Annotated in this window: 16 protein-coding genes; 8 read left to right on the forward strand and 8 right to left on the reverse strand. The window is 61.8% G+C overall.

What is annotated here, in order from left to right:
* Positions 1-74: 74 nt before the first annotated feature.
* On the forward strand, positions 75-1706 hold the full coding sequence (locus AC1DD7_RS11070) for a gluzincin family metallopeptidase (protein ID WP_477515003.1): 1632 nt from the start codon (positions 75-77) through the stop codon (positions 1704-1706).
* A gap of 58 nt (positions 1707-1764) precedes the next feature.
* On the opposite strand, the gene AC1DD7_RS11075 is transcribed toward AC1DD7_RS11070, so the two are convergent.
* Positions 1765-2592 (reverse strand): caspase family protein, encoded by an 828-nt coding sequence (locus AC1DD7_RS11075; RefSeq protein ID WP_477515004.1) that lies wholly within the window; start codon positions 2590-2592, stop codon positions 1765-1767.
* A gap of 319 nt (positions 2593-2911) precedes the next feature.
* Between AC1DD7_RS11075 and AC1DD7_RS11080 the strand changes: the two genes are divergently transcribed.
* The 4 genes from AC1DD7_RS11080 to AC1DD7_RS11095 all read left to right on the forward strand — a co-directional run bounded on the left by AC1DD7_RS11080 (position 2912) and on the right by AC1DD7_RS11095 (position 8455).
* Entirely contained in the window at positions 2912-4540 is a 1629-nt protein-coding gene (locus AC1DD7_RS11080) for an ABC transporter substrate-binding protein (protein WP_477515005.1), read from the forward strand.
* A 125-nt stretch (positions 4541-4665) separates the two neighbouring features.
* Positions 4666-5757, forward strand: coding sequence for an ABC transporter permease (locus AC1DD7_RS11085; protein WP_477515006.1), 1092 nt, complete (start codon positions 4666-4668; stop codon positions 5755-5757).
* 2 nt (positions 5758-5759) lie between these two features.
* Entirely contained in the window at positions 5760-6752 is a 993-nt protein-coding gene (locus AC1DD7_RS11090; protein ID WP_477515007.1) for an ABC transporter permease, read from the forward strand.
* Positions 6749-8455: an ABC transporter ATP-binding protein gene (locus AC1DD7_RS11095; protein ID WP_477515008.1), complete on the forward strand. Its 1707-nt coding sequence runs from the start codon at positions 6749-6751 to the stop codon at positions 8453-8455. The genes AC1DD7_RS11090 and AC1DD7_RS11095 overlap by 4 nt, the downstream gene beginning before the upstream one ends.
* A 119-nt stretch (positions 8456-8574) precedes the next feature.
* Here AC1DD7_RS11095 and AC1DD7_RS11100 read toward each other — a convergent pair whose 3' ends face one another.
* The gene (locus AC1DD7_RS11100) at positions 8575-9231 is read right to left on the reverse strand and encodes an NADPH-dependent F420 reductase (protein ID WP_477515009.1); all 657 of its coding nucleotides are present in this window, start codon (positions 9229-9231) and stop codon (positions 8575-8577) included.
* Between the two features lie 128 nt (positions 9232-9359).
* Between AC1DD7_RS11100 and AC1DD7_RS11105 the strand changes: the two genes are divergently transcribed.
* Positions 9360-9749 carry a chorismate mutase gene (locus tag AC1DD7_RS11105; protein ID WP_431115729.1) on the forward strand — a complete coding sequence of 130 codons (390 nt, stop codon included), beginning with the start codon at positions 9360-9362 and terminating at the stop codon, positions 9747-9749.
* Positions 9750-9753: 4 nt separating this feature from the next.
* On the forward strand, positions 9754-10785 hold the full coding sequence (locus tag AC1DD7_RS11110) for a uroporphyrinogen decarboxylase/cobalamine-independent methonine synthase family protein (RefSeq protein ID WP_477515010.1): 1032 nt from the start codon (positions 9754-9756) through the stop codon (positions 10783-10785).
* Between the two features lie 10 nt (positions 10786-10795).
* Here AC1DD7_RS11110 and AC1DD7_RS11115 read toward each other — a convergent pair whose 3' ends face one another.
* The 6 genes from AC1DD7_RS11115 to AC1DD7_RS11140 form a co-directional block, all read right to left on the reverse strand.
* A complete protein-coding gene (locus AC1DD7_RS11115) occupies positions 10796-11521 on the reverse strand; it encodes a DUF4166 domain-containing protein (protein ID WP_477515011.1) in 726 nt (241 codons plus the stop codon).
* Between the two features lie 11 nt (positions 11522-11532).
* Entirely contained in the window at positions 11533-12825 is a 1293-nt protein-coding gene (locus tag AC1DD7_RS11120; protein ID WP_477515177.1) for a DUF58 domain-containing protein, read from the reverse strand.
* Between the two features lie 52 nt (positions 12826-12877).
* On the reverse strand, positions 12878-13978 hold the full coding sequence (locus tag AC1DD7_RS11125; RefSeq protein WP_477515012.1) for an AAA family ATPase: 1101 nt from the start codon (positions 13976-13978) through the stop codon (positions 12878-12880).
* The gene (locus AC1DD7_RS11130; RefSeq protein ID WP_477515013.1) at positions 13975-15051 is read right to left on the reverse strand and encodes a DUF4350 domain-containing protein; all 1077 of its coding nucleotides are present in this window, start codon (positions 15049-15051) and stop codon (positions 13975-13977) included. Before AC1DD7_RS11130 ends, AC1DD7_RS11125 begins: the two co-directional genes overlap by 4 nt.
* A gap of 113 nt (positions 15052-15164) precedes the next feature.
* Entirely contained in the window at positions 15165-15857 is a 693-nt protein-coding gene (locus tag AC1DD7_RS11135; protein WP_477515014.1) for a DUF4129 domain-containing protein, read from the reverse strand.
* A complete protein-coding gene (locus AC1DD7_RS11140) occupies positions 15854-17131 on the reverse strand; it encodes a DUF7847 domain-containing protein (protein ID WP_477515015.1) in 1278 nt (425 codons plus the stop codon). Before AC1DD7_RS11140 ends, AC1DD7_RS11135 begins: the two co-directional genes overlap by 4 nt.
* 233 nt (positions 17132-17364) lie before the next feature.
* Here AC1DD7_RS11140 and mtrA point away from each other — a divergent pair, with 233 nt between their 5' ends.
* The gene (gene mtrA, locus AC1DD7_RS11145; RefSeq protein ID WP_144649950.1) at positions 17365-18039 is read left to right on the forward strand and encodes an MtrAB system response regulator MtrA; all 675 of its coding nucleotides are present in this window, start codon (positions 17365-17367) and stop codon (positions 18037-18039) included.
* Positions 18040-18136: the final 97 nt, after the last annotated feature.

Below are 18136 nucleotides of genomic sequence, written 5' to 3' on the forward strand. Positions count from 1 at the left end.
GGGTTTGAGGGCCCCCATACTGGCCTAAGCAGCGCAACCGCTGCGGTGTGTTGGGGTCCGCACTCGGGATGGCGATGACTGTGGCATTTCCAAAGAAGAGCCCGGGAGACATCAAAGCCGGGCAGATGGTCTCCGTGATGGTCCTTGCAGAGGGGCCGATAGGCAGCGGCGGAGCGCCACCGCCGACAGCCCAAGTACGGATACCCGTGGAGCGGCTGCGGCGTGGCCCCACTGGACACCGCTACGCGATCCACATCCGGAAGTGGCGTGGAACCAATGTGTCGCCAGTTACCCTGACGCGCCAAGGCGACCCCTGGCAATTGATTTCAGAACCTCCGCCCACGGACCTTCGCGAACTCCTGGACGATACCCGTTTCCTTGCCCAGCACGTCTACGGCGTGGCCATGAGCACCCTGGATATCTTCGAATCCACGCTCGGCCGGCGGATGCCCTGGAATCCGGAGGGGCGGGTGGTCCTGAAGGCAAGGGATCGTGTCACAGCCATCGATACCGGATATGAGCGCGGTACCAACACCATCCGCTTCGGTTCGGTGGACCGCATGGGCTACAAAGTACCCACAGCGCTGTACAGGGACATCGTTGCCCACGAAGTCACCCATGCGATCCTTGACGGCTTCCGGCCTGCATGGGCAGACCAGCTGGCCACCATGGAGCAACTTGCCATGCACGAGGCACTGGCAGACCTGGTGGCCATATTGTCGGTGTTTTCATCCCGTGAGGTGGTCTTCCGTCAGCTTAAAGCTGCCGGCGACGGCTTCGAGGCAGGCCAGGTTGTGGACGACGCGATCCTCATAAGGTCCCTCTTTGACTTTGCGAGGGACCTTTTCGCCCGGGGTCCGTTGAGGGAGCCATTTGTTGGCGCTATTCCTGAGGGCTGGCAAACCATGCTGGAGCCGCACGCGCGCGGGGCTGTGGTGGTGGGGGCCGTACTCCGGGCCGTCCAGCGGTTGTGGTCGCAGAGAAATGCGCGTTTTGGGGACAACCAAAGCCTGCAACAGAAAGCCGAATCAGGTTCAATCGTGGCCATGAGGGTCCTGCGCATGGTGATCCGAGGCCTTTCCTACATGCCACCCGTGGACGTGACTTGGCGGGATCTCTTACGTGGCATCATTGCCGCAGACCTGGACATGGTCCCGGAAGACACCTACGGCTATCGGGATGCCCTGCAAACGGAATTCTCGGCCATTGGAATCCGTAGGGTGTCACTGAACAACATCAGTGGGGTGGATAACTACCAGGGGCTTCGCTATCCCATCCGGCTGTCAGCCCTGGGGTCAGACCCCCAGGAAGTCCAACGCTTCGTGTGGGAAAACCCGCGGCTCCTGGACGCGGCCCGCCTGGAGCGGCGTACTCCGCTGAGCTCCACCCGGGTACGTACGTCCGAACGTGTGTCACCGGACGGCTTCGTCATCTCCGAAATCGGGGCATCATTCATTCAAACGGTGCGGATGAGCCGCAAGGAGGCCTACGTCCGCCTCGGCCTGAAGACGCGGCGGGATTTCGTGGACGTCCGTGGAGGAGGAGTCCTCAGATTCGACGCCGGTGGCCGCCTGGTATATGCCGCCCTCAAACCAGTCATGGACCGGGAGCGCCAAGGAATGCTGTTTGGCTCCGATCAACAGCACGACGCCGAGGAAGCCGCGTCTTCCGGTGTCAGGGACAAGTTCCACGGCACGGGGGAATAAGGACGCGGAACAGGCACGCGGGAATAGCTGATGCCCCTGAGGTGACCCCAACGGAAGGTTAGCTGCCCCAGGCAGCCTTGCGTGCCGCCGTCGTGCCTTCCAATTGGGCGACTTGATCAAAACCGCCGCCTTTGAGCCCCTTGCTCACCAGCTTCAGGACTTCCGCCCGCCCTGCTGTGCCATTGCCCTGCAGGGACTTCACGAAGTGATACGTGAAGGCTCCGTTGTAGCGGCCCTCAATCAGCGCGTCCGCGGCCGTCTGGTCTGATCGGCAGGCTGCCATCAGCGCAGGCTTGGACAGCATGGGTGATTTCACAAGGTCGCGAAGGGTGCGGGCGTCGCTGAACTCGTTTGCGATCACAGCCCGGGGCGTTGGGGCAGGCAGGAAACGCGGGCGTCGGCCCGGTAAGAGGTCCAGGGACTTCAGCCCAGTGCCGCTGTGGCAAGTGTCCAGGACGACGTCCATGAGGACGCCCTCCGGCAGCCGCCCGAAGAGCGTAGCCAACTCGTCGTCACTGATCACTGTCTCCGGGTCCCATGAGTCGCCGGCGTTGTTGATGTCGTAGCAGGCGAAGGCCTCGTCCAGCCGATCCACCTCATCTCCGCTGGTATCGGGTATCTGCGTGCCATGGCTGGAGAAGGTGAAGACGATGTGGTTGGACTTTCCCTCCACCGCGCTATCGACCAATCTGTTGAGTTCTGCCATCACGGACTTTTTGGTGGCCTTGGCATCCCTCAGGACCTTGATGCTGGAGGAGGCGAAACCGTACTGCGCCTCAAGGAGGGCGGCCAGGTCTTCAGCGTCATTAACACAACCGTGAAGCCAGCTCGATTCGGGTAAATACTTGAACTTGTTGATCCCCACGCAGAGGGCTGCCTTGCTCATGTTCCTGTCCTTAGGACTGGTACTTGCACCCATTACCACGGCGGCCCCCTGAACCGCCGCCTGGATGCTGTCCACGGCTGCGTTCCGCCTGTCCGTGATCAGCGCTTATCAACTCGGAATAAAGATATTCCGGCGATCCTTCAGGGGCAATGCTTTGGCGTCCCCTGGAAAACCTACTCGTAGGTAAATATTGTGTCTCGAATCATAAAATCAAGGGCCCGGGGGTGCTGAAGTCTGATTGAATCGTGGAATCAAGAGTGCGCTCCGTCACAAATATCCCACGGCGGTGCGCCTAATCCATCGAACAGAAGGTTCACAGATGGCACTGAAGAAGAAGGCCCTGCATGGCGTTATCGCGCTGGCGGGCGTTTCCGCCCTCGCTTTGACTGCATGCACGGGCCCCTCCGGCGGCGGTTCCTCGTCCGCCCCGGCTGCCGCCGGCCCGATCGCCTACGGCACCACAGACAAAGTCACCGCATTGGACCCGGCAGGATCCTATGACAATGGTTCATTCATGGTGATGAACCAGATCTACTCGTTCCTGTTGAACTCCAAGCCAGGCGGTGCAGAACCGGTCCCGGACCTTGCGGAGTCGTCCTCGTTCACGGCACCTACCGAATACACCGTCAAACTCAAGTCTGGCCTGAAATGGGCCAATGGACACACGCTGGATTCCAAGGACGTCAAGTTTTCTTTTGACCGCCAGGTTGCCATCAACGATCCCGCCGGCCCCGCATCTCTGCTGACCAACATCGAGAGTGTCAGCACTCCTGACGCCACCACGGTGGTGTTCAAGCTGAAGAAGGCAAACGACCAGACATTCAGCCAGATCCTCAGCAGTCCTGCCGCGCCCATTGTCGACGACGAAGTTTTCCCGGCGGACAAGGTCCTTCCTGACGACGAGATCATCAAGGCTAAAGCCTTCTACGGCCAGTACACGATCGATAGCTACAAGAAGAACGAACTTGTCAGCTTCAAGGCCTTCGGCGACTACAAGGGTGTCCTTGGCAAGCCGGCAAACGACGAAGCGACCATCAAGTACTACGCCAGCCCCACCAACCTCAAGCTGGACATCCAGCAGGGCAACATCGACGTCGCCTTCCGCAGCCTCAGTGCCACGGACGTTGATGACCTGAGGAAGGACTCCAAAGTCAAGGTGTTGACGGGACCGGGCGGCGAGATCCGCTACATCACCTTCAACTTTGACACCATGCCGTTCGGCACCAAGGCAGCCAGCGCCGATCCTGCCAAGGCGCTCGCCGTCCGGCAAGCCGTAGCAAACCTCGTGGACCGGCAAGCCATCGCTGACCAGGTCTACAAGGGTACCTACCTCCCGCTGTACTCCAACGTGCCCAGCGGATTCCTTGGCGCCAACGAGTCATTCAAGGATGCCTATGGAGACAGCGGAAAGCCGAGCCTGGACAAGGCAAAGAAAGTCCTGACGGACGCCGGAATTACCGAACCCGTTGCGTTGAACCTGCAGTACAACCCGGACCACTACGGCGGCTCCTCAGGTGACGAGTACGCCATGATCAAGGAACAGCTGGAGAAGTCCGGCCTCTTCAAGGTCAACCTGCAGTCCACGGAATGGGTTACCTACAGCAAGGCGAGCCGCGCTGACGAGTACCCTGTGTTCCAGTTTGGGTGGTTCCCCGACTTCAGCGACGCCGATAATTACCTGACCCCGTTCTTCCCGGACGGCGGCTTCCTGAAGAACCACTACAACAACCCGACTGTGAACGACTTGATCGCCAAGCAGCTGACTGAGGCTGACAAGACCAAGCGTGAGGCAGACATCAAGGATGTCCAGAACGCACTGGCCAAGGACATCTCAACCCTGCCCCTGCTTCAGGGCGCTCAAGTCGCGGTGGCCGGAAGTGGCGTGAACGGCGTCGAGAAGACGCTGGACGCATCCTTCAAGTTCCGCCTCGGAACGATTTCGAAGTAACCACACCATGTGATGGAAAGGGGCGGGACACTGATCCGGTGTCCCGCCTCCTTTGCTGACCACGCTGGTGGCCGGCATGCATGAGCCAATCCCGCGCAATCCACGGGCAGGAAATACAGGTAACAATGACAACAGTTATAGAGGTACCCGAGGCGGAGCCCGGGATAGTAGCTCCCAGGAGCAAGTCCAAGGCCGGGGGAGGCCTTGGAAAGTACATCGTGATCCGGTTCTTCCTGATCATCCCCACCGTCTTCATTCTGGTGACGTTGGTCTTCTTCCTGATGAGGGTCATCGGAGATCCCATCACTGCTGCCCAAGGCGGACGTCTCCCACCAGATGTCCTGGCACAGCGAATCCACGATGCCGGCTATGACCGGCCCGTTCTGATCCAGTACTTCGAATACCTTGGCCAACTCATCACCGGCAACTTTGGCACGACGATCACCGATCGCCGTCCCGTCGTCGAGGTACTCACTACATTTGGGGCCGCAACACTTGAGCTTTCGATCAACGCACTGATCGTGGCGCTCGCAGTCGGCATCCCGTTCGGCCTCATCGCGGCCCAACACCGCGACAAGAGCTCCGACGCCGTTCTGCGGTTCTTCGCGATTCTCTGCTATGCCACACCCGTGTTTTTCTCAGGCCTGCTTCTCAAGCTGACGTTTTCCGTGTGGCTCGGATGGTTCCCCGTAGCAGGACGTGCCTCCACGCGCACGGAATTGACCATGAGCAGCCTGGGAGCTCCATCAGGCATCTATTGGCTGGACGCGCTTCGCAGCGGCAACTTCGCTGCTCTGGGAGACGTTGCATCCCACGCTGTCCTGCCGGCCGTGGCCCTTGGTTTGCTGACCGCCGGGGTCTTCCTGCGGCTGGTACGCACAAACGTCATTGGCACGCTGGGAAAGGACTACATTGAGGCTGGCCGGTCCCGGGGCGTTAGTGAGTTCCGGCTGGTTACCAAACACGCTTACAAGCCTGCGCTGATCCCCATCATCACTGTCATGGGCCTGCAAATTGCGCTCATGCTCGGCGGCGCCATCCTGACCGAGACAACCTTCGAGTGGAAGGGCCTGGGGTACCAGCTGGTGCAATACCTCAATGCCCGTGACTTTGTAGCTGTCCAAGGCATTGTCGTGCTTCTGGCCATCATCGTCGCCGTGACCAACTTCATCGTGGACATCATTGCCGCGCTCATCGATCCCCGAGTGAGGTACTGACCATGAGCACTCCTTCACTGACTGCTCCCAAGCAGCCCCTCTTCTCCCGGCTTCCGGTGGTGTCCCACCTCAGGAAAAGCGTTGGCCTCCAACGCGGCATGCTGGTGGTGGGCGTTGTCCTCAGCGGATTGTTCCTCCTGACAAGCATTTTCGCCCCGCTTCTGGCCCCCTACGGCTACTCCCAACTCAGCGATGCGTCCGGTTCCTTCCCCACCCAACAGGCACCGGGTGCCAAACACCTGCTTGGCACCACTGTGGGCGGCTATGACGTCCTGTCCCGCGTCCTGTGGGGATCCCAGACGGCCGTGACCGTCATTATCGTGTCCGTGGCAATGTCACTTTTCCTCGGCGTCGCCCTGGGCCTGCTCAGCGGTTACTTCGGCGGCTGGTTGGACAGAATCCTTGTAGTAGTGGCGGACGCCATCTATGCGTTCCCCACCCTGCTTTTGGCAATCGTCATCTCGATCGTGATCAGCCGTGGCCAGTCCAGTTTCTGGGGCGGTATTTTCTCCTGTGCATTCTCGATCACCGTCGTGTTCGTGCCCCAATATTTCCGGGTCATCCGCGCCGAAACCATCCGGCTCAAGGCTGAGCCTTTCGTCGAGTCGGCCAAGGTATTGGGTGCATCCAGCCTGCGTATCATCGGACGGCACATCTTCAAAAACGCAACGCGCACCCTGCCCCTGATGTTTACCCTCAATGCCTCCGAGGCGATCCTGACGCTTGCCGGCCTTGGCTTCCTTGGTTTCGGTATCGAGCCGACGTCCGCTGCAGAGTGGGGCTTCGACCTGAACAAGGCGCTGGCCGATACCTCCTCGGGTATCTGGTGGACCGGTGTCTTCCCCGGCATCGCAATCGTGCTGACGGTCCTGGGCCTGACCCTGGTTGGCGAAAGCATCAACGACCTCAACGATCCCCGGATCCGTGGACGCAAGCGCGCAGGCGCAACGAAATCCCCTGCAACTCCTACAGCTTCAGAAGCAGGTAAGCCATGACCACCAACCTCGGAAACATTTCCGATGCCGGGGCCGCGAGTGAACCGGTCCTCACCATTGACCGGCTCAAAGTCACGTTCGCCACGGATGGCGGGGATGTCTACGCGGTGAAGGATGTCAGCCTGGACGTCAAAGCCGGGGAGGTAGTGGCGATCGTGGGGGAGTCCGGCTCCGGCAAGACCGTGACGGCCAAGACCATCCTTGGCCTGCTTCCGGAAACTGCCATCAGCTCCGGCGCGGTGGTGATCAATGGCAACAACGTGATCAGCGTCAGCAAATCCGCACTACGAAAGATCCGTGGCCGCGACGTAGCCATGGTCTTCCAGGAACCCTCCACCGCCTTGAATCCCGTGTTCACGGTTGGCTGGCAGATTGCCGAAGGGATTCGTGCGCACGCCAAGGACGGTCACCGCGTGTCTGCCAAGGAGGCCAAGGAACGCGCCACGGAGGCGTTGCGCAAGGTGGGCATTCCGGATCCTGAAACCCGGGTCAACTACTACCCACACCAGTTTTCCGGCGGGCAAAAACAGCGCGTGGTGATTGCCGCTGCGTTGGCTTTGAACCCCGGCCTGATTGTGGCCGATGAGCCAACGACTGCCCTGGACGTCACAGTGCAGGCGGAAATCCTGCAGCTACTCCGGGATTTGCGGGACAACTACGGCACGTCCATCGTGTTGATCACCCACAACATGGGCGTAGTGGCCGACCTCGCCGACCGCGTAGTGGTCATGTACCAGGGAGATGTGGTGGAGGAAGCGCCCTCAAGGGTGTTGTTCGCGGAACCACAGCAGGACTACACGAAAAAGCTCCTCGCTGCGGTCCCGCACCTGGGCCGGAACTCAGCCTCTGAAGGCGCTCGCGCTCGACTGCATCAAGACGGCAAGGTCCTCGTCGAAGCGAAGAACCTCACCATTGAGTACCCGGGCCGGTTTGGACGCCATGGCTTCAAAGCCGTAGACAACGTCAGCTTCACAGTCTCGGAGAACGAGGTTTTTGGCTTGGTGGGCGAGTCTGGTTCCGGAAAATCCACCATTGGCCGCGCAATCGCAGGCCTGAACCGGACAACGGGCGGGAGCCTGAAGGTCCTCGGTTACGAGATGCTGGACTTCAAGGAGCGCACTTTCCGTCCGCTTCGGAAGGAGATCGGCTTTGTTTTCCAGGACCCTGCCGCCTCCTTCAACCCTCATCTCACCATCGGCGAATGCGTGGCTGAGCCGCTGATTATCCACACGAAGCCCAGCGCGGCTGAGGCGCGGAAAAAGGTAGGCGAACTGCTCGAGTCAGTCCAGTTGCCGGCGTCGTACGCGCAACGCTACCCGCACGAGCTGTCCGGTGGACAACGGCAGCGGGCCTCTCTTGCGAGGTCGTTGGCGCTCAATCCGCGCCTGCTGATTGCCGACGAACCAACCTCGGCGCTGGACGTCTCAGTACAGGCCAAGGTTCTGGACTTGTTCAAGGACATCCAGGAGCAGTTCGGTTTCGCTGCGCTCTTCATCAGCCACGACCTCGCAGTGGTGGACATGTTGTCGCACTGGGTGGGCGTGCTGTACAAGGGACAGTTGGTGGAGCAGGGCATCGGCAACCATGTGATGGGCTCGCCCCAGCACGACTACACCAAGCGGCTGATCGCCTCCTTGCCGGTTCCGGACCCTGACGAACAAGCACGACGCCGGGAAGCCCACCGCGCGCTGTTGGGCGGCTAGGCCCAACACTGCACTGACAAGGTCCGGCACTGACAAGGTCCAGAATATGCACCGAAGGTCCGTTCTCCACGCTGGGGAGCGGGCCTTCGGTGTCTCCATTGCGGAGGGTGGTTCCTGAGCTATTCCGAGACGATGGCGATGTTGAACATCTTTCCCTTCGGCTGCTGCATGAAGATCCTTAGCCACAAGGGCAGCCACATTTCCATGCCGCGGGCAGCGTCGAGTGCACCAAGGTCCCTGATGTGCTCGGGTGCCCAACCAAACTCCTGCAGCAGGCCTGACACTGTGGATTTGGCATCCGCGTCGTTTCCCGCCATGAACATGTCATGTGGGCCCGGAAGCCGCCCTGGATCCACCATGACGGGGGCGCTGACTGTGTTAAGGGATTTCACTACCCGCACCTCGGGGTAGGTCCGTTGAATGGTCTCGGCGATGCTGTCGGTGTTGCAGACTGTGAGAGATGGCGGGAAGCCGCTGGATCCATCAAGGACATTAGCCACGTCCAAGAGGATCTTGCCGTTCAGGGTGGCGTCGCCGGCTTCAGCGAGGACGGCCAGGGTCACAGTACCGGGTGTGGCATTCACGATCAGCTCGGACTGTGCGCACGCTTCCGCGAAAGAGCCCGCACTGGCGCGTGGACCAGCTTGCTGGGCCCACTCCTCGCCCTTGGGATTGCCGGATTCACGGGAACCCATGATGACCTCGTGGCCCGAGGACACCAGCTTGCCAGCGAGGGCGTGCCCCACCATTCCTGTTCCCAGAACAGCGATTTTCATGGAAGCTCCCTTGGTCGAGTGCAGTGATGCTGCCATTCTGCACCGATTCCCGCGACGGGAACACCGCTGGCGGGACGCCGTCAGGTAACACCGGCAACGCTACCGCCGCACCCCATAGACTGGGGACCATGACCGAGCAGAACAATGCCCTCCCCGAAGACGACGATTCCTTCAACCCGTCAGCGAGTTCCCTCGCGGGCCAGGTGGATCGCGGCGTCATGGATGAGCTGCTCTCCATCCGGTCCAGCATCGACAACATTGATGCCACACTCGTTTTCCTGCTCGCGGAACGCTTCAAGGCCACCCAGAAAGTAGGGGTCCTCAAGGCCACGCACAAGCTTCCCGCGGGCGACCCTGGACGGGAAGCAGCCCAGATCGCCCGGCTTCGCCGCCTGGCCGAGGACGCGCATCTCGACCCCGCATTTGCAGAGAAGTTCCTGAATTTCATCATCAGTGAAGTGATCCGCCATCACGAGGCCATCGCAGAGGATCACCAGATCTCCAGCCAGCAGGCCTGAAAGTATGTCAGGAGAAGTGCAAAGGGTCAGTGCTACGGCTCTTGGCCCATGGCCCGGGATTGACCCTGCAGAATCCCTGCGGATCATCCGCGGCGAATTGGGGGACCCCCACCTTCCGTTCCTGCCCGAACTGCCGGACCGTGGCGTGGGATCCGACGCCGTAGGCAGGACAGCTTCCCTCCTTGTGGATTTGGCCGTGGACGTCCAGCCCCACGGTTGGAGATTGGTGGACCGGCCGGGGAAGGACGCGCAACGAGGACGATCCGCGCTTGCCACTGACGTCAACATCCTGGCTGACGTCGCTGGAACAGAAGAAGTTTCAGCCAGCGGGATCAAGGTCCAGTTGATGGGTCCCCTGAGCCTCGCAGCCGGTTTGCACCTCCACAACGGCGAGAGAGCCCTCCTCGATTTTGGGGCGCGCCGCGACATCGCAGAGTCACTGGCAGCAGGAGTAGCAGGACACCTTCAGCGGATCTCGGGAGCGGTCCCCGGAGCGGGCGTTGTGGTCCAGTTGGACGAGCCGGACATTGCCGCAGTGATGGGCGGAACAATCCCGACGGCGAGTGGTTACCGCACTCTGCGGTCCATCCCCGGCGAGGAAGTTGCGGGCGCCTGGCGATTGGTGATCGATGCGCTCAGGGCAGCAGGCGCGGTCGAAATCGTGGTGGCCGTACCGGAGATAGAGGCGCCGATCGATCGCATACTCGAAGCGGGCGCCGATGGCATTGCCGTGCCGTTGAAGGCGTTGACAACCCGCCAGTGGGAGCAGCTTGCCGGGGCAGTGGAAGATGGCAAGCGCGTGTGGGCTGGCGCCATGCCCACAGCGGACACTGATGGCATGCTCCCGCGGACCGCAGACGTCGTTGACACCATTTGGCGGCCTTGGAGCCAACTGGGCCTCCCGGCGTCGGCGTTGTCGGCACTGCGGGTGACGCCCGCAACTGGACTCGCCCATCTGAAGCCCTCCACAGCTAAGGAAGTGCTCGCCCGGCTCACCCAAGTCGCCGATGGCCTGGACCAACTGTCACAGGGCTGATCGGCAAGGGCTAGATCCTCTTTTCCCAGCGATCCGGTTCTGCATAGCGGGGGAGCGATGTGCCTTGGGCGGCCCCGGGCAGGTAGGGCGCCAACCGGTAATCGAAGCGGCCTGCATAGACAAGCACTACGCCGATCTGGGGTTGGATGACCTTGACCTGGATCCGATGCTTGCCCTCGTTCTCGTCCCACCATTGCTCCGCGAAGGCCTTTGCGTCCAGGGTCGCCGGCAATGGAATGCGCAGTGGACCCAGGAAGAGCCGGCTGGCTTTGGACACGCCCCGCAGCCGGCCGTTGGGCGCGACACTTACGTCAAGGTCCGTGACAAGGCGGCGGTAGCGGCCAACATGGTCCACCAACCGAGTCTGCGAGGACGTGTCGGAGCTCGTTTGCGGCGTGGTGATAGCGCTCGTGGTGTCATGGAACAATCGCGTCCCGGACGGGAAGTAGATTTCACGCCGTGCCGTGAGGGCTTGCCGGCCAAAGGGATCCACATGGGCGTGGTTCTCAATGCGGAACGGAATGCCTTCGCCGTATTCAGGGAAGAAGGCCTCTTCGCTTCCCGTCAGGGCCAGCAAAGGACGCAACCATTTTTGCTGGCACCCTACGACGTCAAAGACCCCTTCGCCGATTCCATATGACCCGGAGCCTGCCGCCAGGGAGAAGTACTCCTGGAGTTCGGGGGCCAGCTTGGTGAAATCATTGCCGAGGGCGAGCCGGTAGATAGGTTCGTTCATTGGAGTCCTTCCTAGAGCCGTCCGGCCGCTTTAAGCCGGATGTAGGTGTCAGCAAGCAGGGGAGGGACCTCAGAGGGTTCGGCGTCCACCACTTCAGCCCCGAGTTGCCGCAACTGTTCTGTGACGGCAGCGCGTTCCAGCAGGGCGCGTTCCGCGGCGGCGGCACGGAAAACCTGGCTGGCGGTGGAACGTTCAGCTTTCATGGCTGCGAGTAAGGGGTCCCGGACAGATGCCACCACCACAACGTGCTGGCGGACCAGCTGGGCCACCATAGGGAGAAGGCCTTCCTCGGGGGCGCCGCCGTCGAGGGCTGTCAAAAGCACCACAAGCGAGCGGTGTGCCGAGACAGCCCGCACCTGGCCTGGGATCTGCTGCCAGTCCAGTTCGATGAGCTCGGCCTCCAACGTCGCCATGGCTTGAACGAGTTGGGCCAGGAGATTGCCTTTCGAAGCAGATTCGACCCTCGCGCGGAGCATCCGGTCGTAGGCGAGGAAGTCAACCCGATCCCCGCCCCGTTCCGCCAGAACCGCGAGCAGCAGCGCAGCCTCAATCCAAGTATCGAGCCTCGGCTCGTCGTCAATCCGGGCCGCTGCGGTTCGGGATGTGTCCAGAACGATCACAACGCGCCTGTCCCGTTCCGGACGCCAGGTCCGCACCACCACAGATGTGCGACGGGCGGTTGCACGCCAGTCAATGGATCGGACGTCATCGCCGCGAACGTAGTCCCGCAGGGAATCGAACTCCGTTCCGGTGCCCCGGATCTGCACAGCTGCCCTGCCATCAAGTTCGCGCAGCTTGCGTAGTTTCGATGGCAGATGCCGTTTGGAATGGAAGGGTGGCAGCACTCGAAGCCGCCCGGGAAGTGCCCTCGTTCGCTGCCGTGCGGCCAGCCGCAAGGGCCCATAGGAACGGATCGTCACGTGTGGGCTCTCAAGGTCGCCGCGGCGCCGTGGCACCAAGGACACCGTCATGCGGCGACGTTCGCCAGGTGGAACGTCGAGCGGCTGGGCTGGGTTTAGCGCTCCAGCGGAAGGTTGCCAACCATCCCGGACCATCGCCCGCAGCTTCCGGCGGCCCAGGTTGGTCACCGTGAGGACGGAATCAACGTGACTCTCCAAAGTGACATTGCCCGGTTGCTGCCGTGCCAAGCCCAGCTTGGCCGGGGAAGCCGCCAGGACAAGGTCAAGGGTCAGGAACAGGAGCAGCCCGATAGCAACGAACAGCACCGTGCTCCACACCGGAAACAGCAGCAACGGAACCAGCCCGGCAACTGCCAGCAACACAAAACGACCCGTGATGGCCATCAGGGCACCTTTGCCGTTGGCGTCATCGGCATCATCTGCATCACCGGCAGAATCAACGAGGCACCGGAACGGACGCGAGGATGCTGCCCAGGACGTCGTCAACGTGGATGCCATCCATCTGGGCCTCAGGACGCAGGCCTACCCGGTGCCTGAGGCAGGGCAAGGACAACGCTTTGACGTCGTCCGGCGTCACGAAGGGCCGCCCGGACAACCAGGCCCATGCCTTCGACGTGTTCAGGAGGGCAGTAGCGCCTCGAGGGGAGACGCCCAGCTGGAAGGACGGGGCTGACCTTGTTGCCCGGACTACATCCACAATGTAGGCCAGAATTTCCGGTGCGACGGCCACTTGCGCCACAGCCGCGCGGGCATTGGAAAGCTCGACGGCGCCAGCCACCGGCCGCACGCCCGCTGCGGCAAGGTTTCGGGGGTCGAAGCCACCGGCGTGCCGGCGGATCACTTCGATTTCCTCGGCCCTGCCTGGCAAGGGCATGGTCAGCTTGAGGAGGAACCTGTCCAATTGGGCCTCGGGCAGGGGGTAAGTTCCTTCGTATTCCACGGGATTCTGGGTGGCTGCCACGATGAAGGGTGCAGGGAGTGGCCTCGATACGCCATCCACGGAAACCTGGCGTTCCTCCATTGCTTCCAGGAGCGAGGCCTGCGTCTTGGGTGGCGTTCGGTTTATTTCATCGGCCAGCAGGATGTTGGTGAAAACAGGCCCTTCCCGGAAAGTGAATTCCGATGAATGCGAGTCGTACACCAAGGAGCCTGTGACGTCACCGGGCATGAGATCCGGGGTGAACTGTACGCGCTTGGTTTCCAGGCTCAGGGCAGTGGACAACGCCCGAACCAACAGGGTCTTGGCGACGCCGGGCACACCTTCCAGCAGGACATGGCCGCCGCAGAGAAGGGCGATAAGCATGCCTGTCACTGTCGGATCCTGCCCGACCACAGCCTTCCCAACCTCGTTCCGGACGTTCAGCAGGGACTGCCGGGCAGGATCCTCCATACCGCTGCGGTGGCCGCCCTGCTGTGGTTCATTCACCTGCGGTCCATTCGCCTGTGGTTCGCCTGCGTGTGCATGATTTACCTGGTGGGCCGCGCCACCGGAGTATTGGTTGTTGCTGTCCGTATAGTTGTTCGGCTGGTTGCTCATCGGGCCGTCGCCTCCTGTTCGATTCGTTCAATCTGTTGTGCCCACTGCACCAGTTGTCCTTCTGTCTGCGGCTTGGAATCAATCAACGCCCATCGGATTGCCGGTGCTTGCCGTCCAAGGCGCCGGGCCACGGCGTCGATAATGGCCTCCCCGGTGGCGTCCGTCCCCAGGTTGAAATGCTTGGCCAACCGGGCGAGGGCTCCTGCCCGCAGATTGTCGGCGGCACGTTCCACGGCCCGTGAATCCTGATAGAGACGTGCACGGCCTTCGGCTGTTTCTGCGGCCTGAACCACCACGGGAAGTGGTTCAAAGACCAACGGTCCCAAGCGTCGTCCGCGCCAGAGGATGGCAAGGATAGCTATGACAGCCAGCCATGGGCCCGCAAACGCCAGCCAGGGGGGTGCAAGCTCGTTGAGCGTCGGGGCGGATCTATCGGACGCTACATCCGTGAGGCCTGGTGTGTACCAGACCAAGTCGGGGGCGCTTCCCAGGGTCCGGATCGCCAATGCGGCGTTGCCTTGGGCAGCGAGGTGTTGGTTTTCCAGCAACCCGGTGCTCCCCAGCACAATGACGCGACCATCCTCCGAGGCCACATAAAGTCCAGGTCCATCGCTGCGGGTGGCGTAGCAAACTACCGGCCCCAGGTACACCGGTCCTTGTGCCGCAACGCCTCCCGCCTGCTCTGCATCTTCCTGGCCGCAGCCGGGTTCAAGGATTTTTGTTGCTTCGGGAACCACTCCGCCGGGACGGATGCCCGGATCGAGGCCGTTCAACGTGCGTAGCCGCGGTGCCACCACCACTACCCGCCCGGCCGCGGCCCTCACATCTTGCAACTGCGATCTGTTCAGGAAACCGCGGGGGTCATAGAGCAGCACGGTGGTGTCGTCGTCGGAAAGTGCTGCCAGGGTGTCTTCGAGGGTATCGGTGGGAGTTATGCCCACACCGTGACGCCCCAGTATTTCGGCCAGGGCCATGGCCCCGTCAGGAGCGGGATTACGGGTAGACAAGGCGCGGGAGTCGTTGGGTGCCGAGAACCGTTCCACTACCAGGAACGTCACGAATGCGGCAAACACTGCCCCCAGTGCAATCCAAACCAGGTGCTTTCGGAACCAACTCCATAATGCGCTGGTCCGCCGTTGAGGAGGAGTTCCTCCCTGTAAAGCTTCTGGCACCTGTTCCTGGAGGGTCATCGCGGCACCGCGAATCCCTGCTGGTCCTGGCCACTGAAGTCAGGTGTTAGGGCGAGGAGGTCCGTATCCAGCTTGCGCAATTCGTCATAATCCGAGGCTGTTGCGGCCTGTTCTCCGTAGCGGACCGCATCAAACAGGCGGGCGGCATCGACCAGCCGGAGTTGAGCGGGGGCGAAGGCCTGGCCTAACTGCCCTGCGGCTTCATCGGCCGTCCGTCCGGCCCGCGCTTCAATGACATCCCGTTCCTCCGCGGAACGTACCAAGGCCCGGAACTGATCGACGACGGCGGACGGCCAGTCGCCGTCGTCGGCCGCGGCCAAAGCGCGCTTCCGGTATGTGGCAGCGTCCACAACGGCGTCCTTGCCGTAAATGCCGGCAATGGAGGTTTTTCGCGTTGCATTCAGCCTGGGACGGACTACGAGGATAGCCACCACGATGAGCACGACAGCCAAGGAAATGATGAGGGGAACAGCGATGTTGCTCCCCGGGGAAGATCCGTCCCCTTCCAGGGAGCTGAGCCAGTCCAGGAAATCGCGCCAAAGCTGGTCCAGCCAACTGGGCCGGGCCTGGGCATACTGCGCCTTGGATAGTTCCTCCTCGGCCCAGCGACGTGCTTCGTCACGGTCCGGAGTCACCGGCGGTTCAGTGCCGGCCAAAGCGGGAATGACATGGATTAATGCTTCCCTCATGCCTGCGGCCGGCGCCCGGGAGGATTGCCTGGCCATTGTCCGCCGCCAGGTGGCCATGTGTTTCCTTGGACCTGCGGGGGAGGACCACCCGGGATTCCCTCGGGATCTGCACCGCTTTCCATCAGCCGCATCAACTCCACGTCCAGCCCATCCCGACGCATCCGAAGATCCATATAGATGAGCGCGGACACGGATGTTTGGAAAGCGAATGTCACAGACCCCACCAAAGCTCCAATGATCATCGAGATCACGGTCGTGAGGATCAGGGTGGAGGCCACTGTCTCGGCGTCCGGGTGGGGAGCGATTACAGATCCAATCGCGGTCGCGGCGAGAGAGGCAGGAATCTGCACTATCTGGGCGATGATTCCCACCATGACGCTCACCAGCAGCGTTATGCCGAAGATGCGCCACCAATTGCTCTTGGTCAACTGCCAGGATCGCAGGAGCCCGTCATAGACGCCGATCCGCTCCACGACGATGGCGGCGGGGGCGAACATGAGCTTCAGTCCAATCCAGACAAAGACGACGATGGCCCCGAAGCCCAAGGGAAAGACAATCAACAAGGCAGCCGGTCCCAAGGCCGTGAACAACAGCACGGCAATCCCGACGACGGCAGCTGCGGCCAGCAGTCCACCGAAAGTGAGCACGGCTGCTACTCCCAGGAGAGGCAGGATCCGCCCGACAGCCAGCTTCCACATCTGCCCGAAGCCCGTCCGTCGGTTGAGGACAGAACGGGAAACCGGAATGACCATGACGCCCTGGAGAACGGCGCCGAGAAAGCCGATCAACACGGAGACTCCCACCGAACCCGCCATGACGGCAAGGAACGGGCCGAAGAATCCAGCCGCGTCCGCGCTGAAATCCGTCGCTTCCAACGAATCCATAAGCTCGTACATGGCGACGGTCACAACGCCCAGGAGGGCAGCGGCGACAGCCTGGACGATCAGGGCTGAACCAAACATGGAGGCGGCATTCCGGCGTATGGTCTGGAAGGAGCCATCGAGCAGCTCGCCGAATTGCAGGGGTCGTAAGGGAATGACACCGGGCTTGGGTGGGGCAACATACATGGGCTGGCCATAGGGTGGTCCGCCGGGCGCAGCCGCAGGCCATCCACCCGCTGGTCCTGATCCTGGTCCTGGCGGAGGGTAGCCCGGCCAGTTGTTGCCGCCGCCCTGTGGGGCTGACCACGCGGGCGGACCTCCCCACTGGGGCTGGTTGCCCCACGCAGGCTGACCGCCCGGATATGGCTGCTGGCCGTGCTCTGGCTGTGACACGATTTCCTCCCCAAGAGATCCGGCCCGCCGACATCCGACGTCCCCCACATGGACCTTCGCCCCAAGCCTATAGTCCCGGTGTCCTCCCTCATAGCCTGAGCCCATACTGCCCGGACAGCAGATCCACATCGAGCCAAGTGCGGGCGTGGAGTACGGTGGAAGTGCCTTGGGGGACGCCATGCCGTGCGCCCGCCCAACAGGACAAAGGCTTGGCGATAAGGGAATATATAACTATGAAGGCACGGATTCTGGTAGTTGACGACGACGAAGCGCTCGCAGAGATGATTGGTATTGTCCTGCGCAATGATGGCTTCGAGCCCGTATTCTGCGCAGACGGCGGCCAGGCTCTTGAAGTGTTCCGTTCGTCCAAACCCGATTTGGTGCTCTTGGATCTCATGCTTCCGGGTTCGGACGGCATCGAAGTCTGCCGGCAGATTCGTGGGGAATCGGACGTTCCCATTGTCATGCTCACGGCGAAATCGGACACCTCGGATGTTGTCCGAGGGCTTGAATCCGGTGCTGACGACTACGTGCCCAAGCCTTTCAAACCCGCTGAACTCGTGGCGCGTGTCCGTGCGCGCCTTCGGCCGGGCGAGCAAAAGGCTCCGGAGACCCTGCGGATTGCTGATGTAACCATCGACGTCGCCGGCCACCTGGTCACCCGCGGTGGAGAGCGTATCTCACTTACACCGTTGGAGTTCGACCTCCTGGTGGCATTGGCCCGCAAGCCGTGGCAGGTCTTTACGCGCGAACTTTTGCTTGAACAGGTGTGGGGGTACCGCCATGCCGCGGACACCCGGTTGGTCAATGTCCATGTTCAGCGTTTGCGCTCCAAGATTGAACGCGATCCGGAAGCGCCCGAAGTTGTATTGACGGTGCGTGGTGTCGGGTATAAAGCAGGTTCCTGAGTCTCCTGCCGGCAACACCGGCACCCCGGACAAGGACCAGGCGTCCGGCACTCCGGAGCAGCCCGCCCAGGAGCAGACCACGGTCCAGGGGCAGAGC

The organism is Paenarthrobacter sp. 10L412 (genome assembly GCF_056395565.1).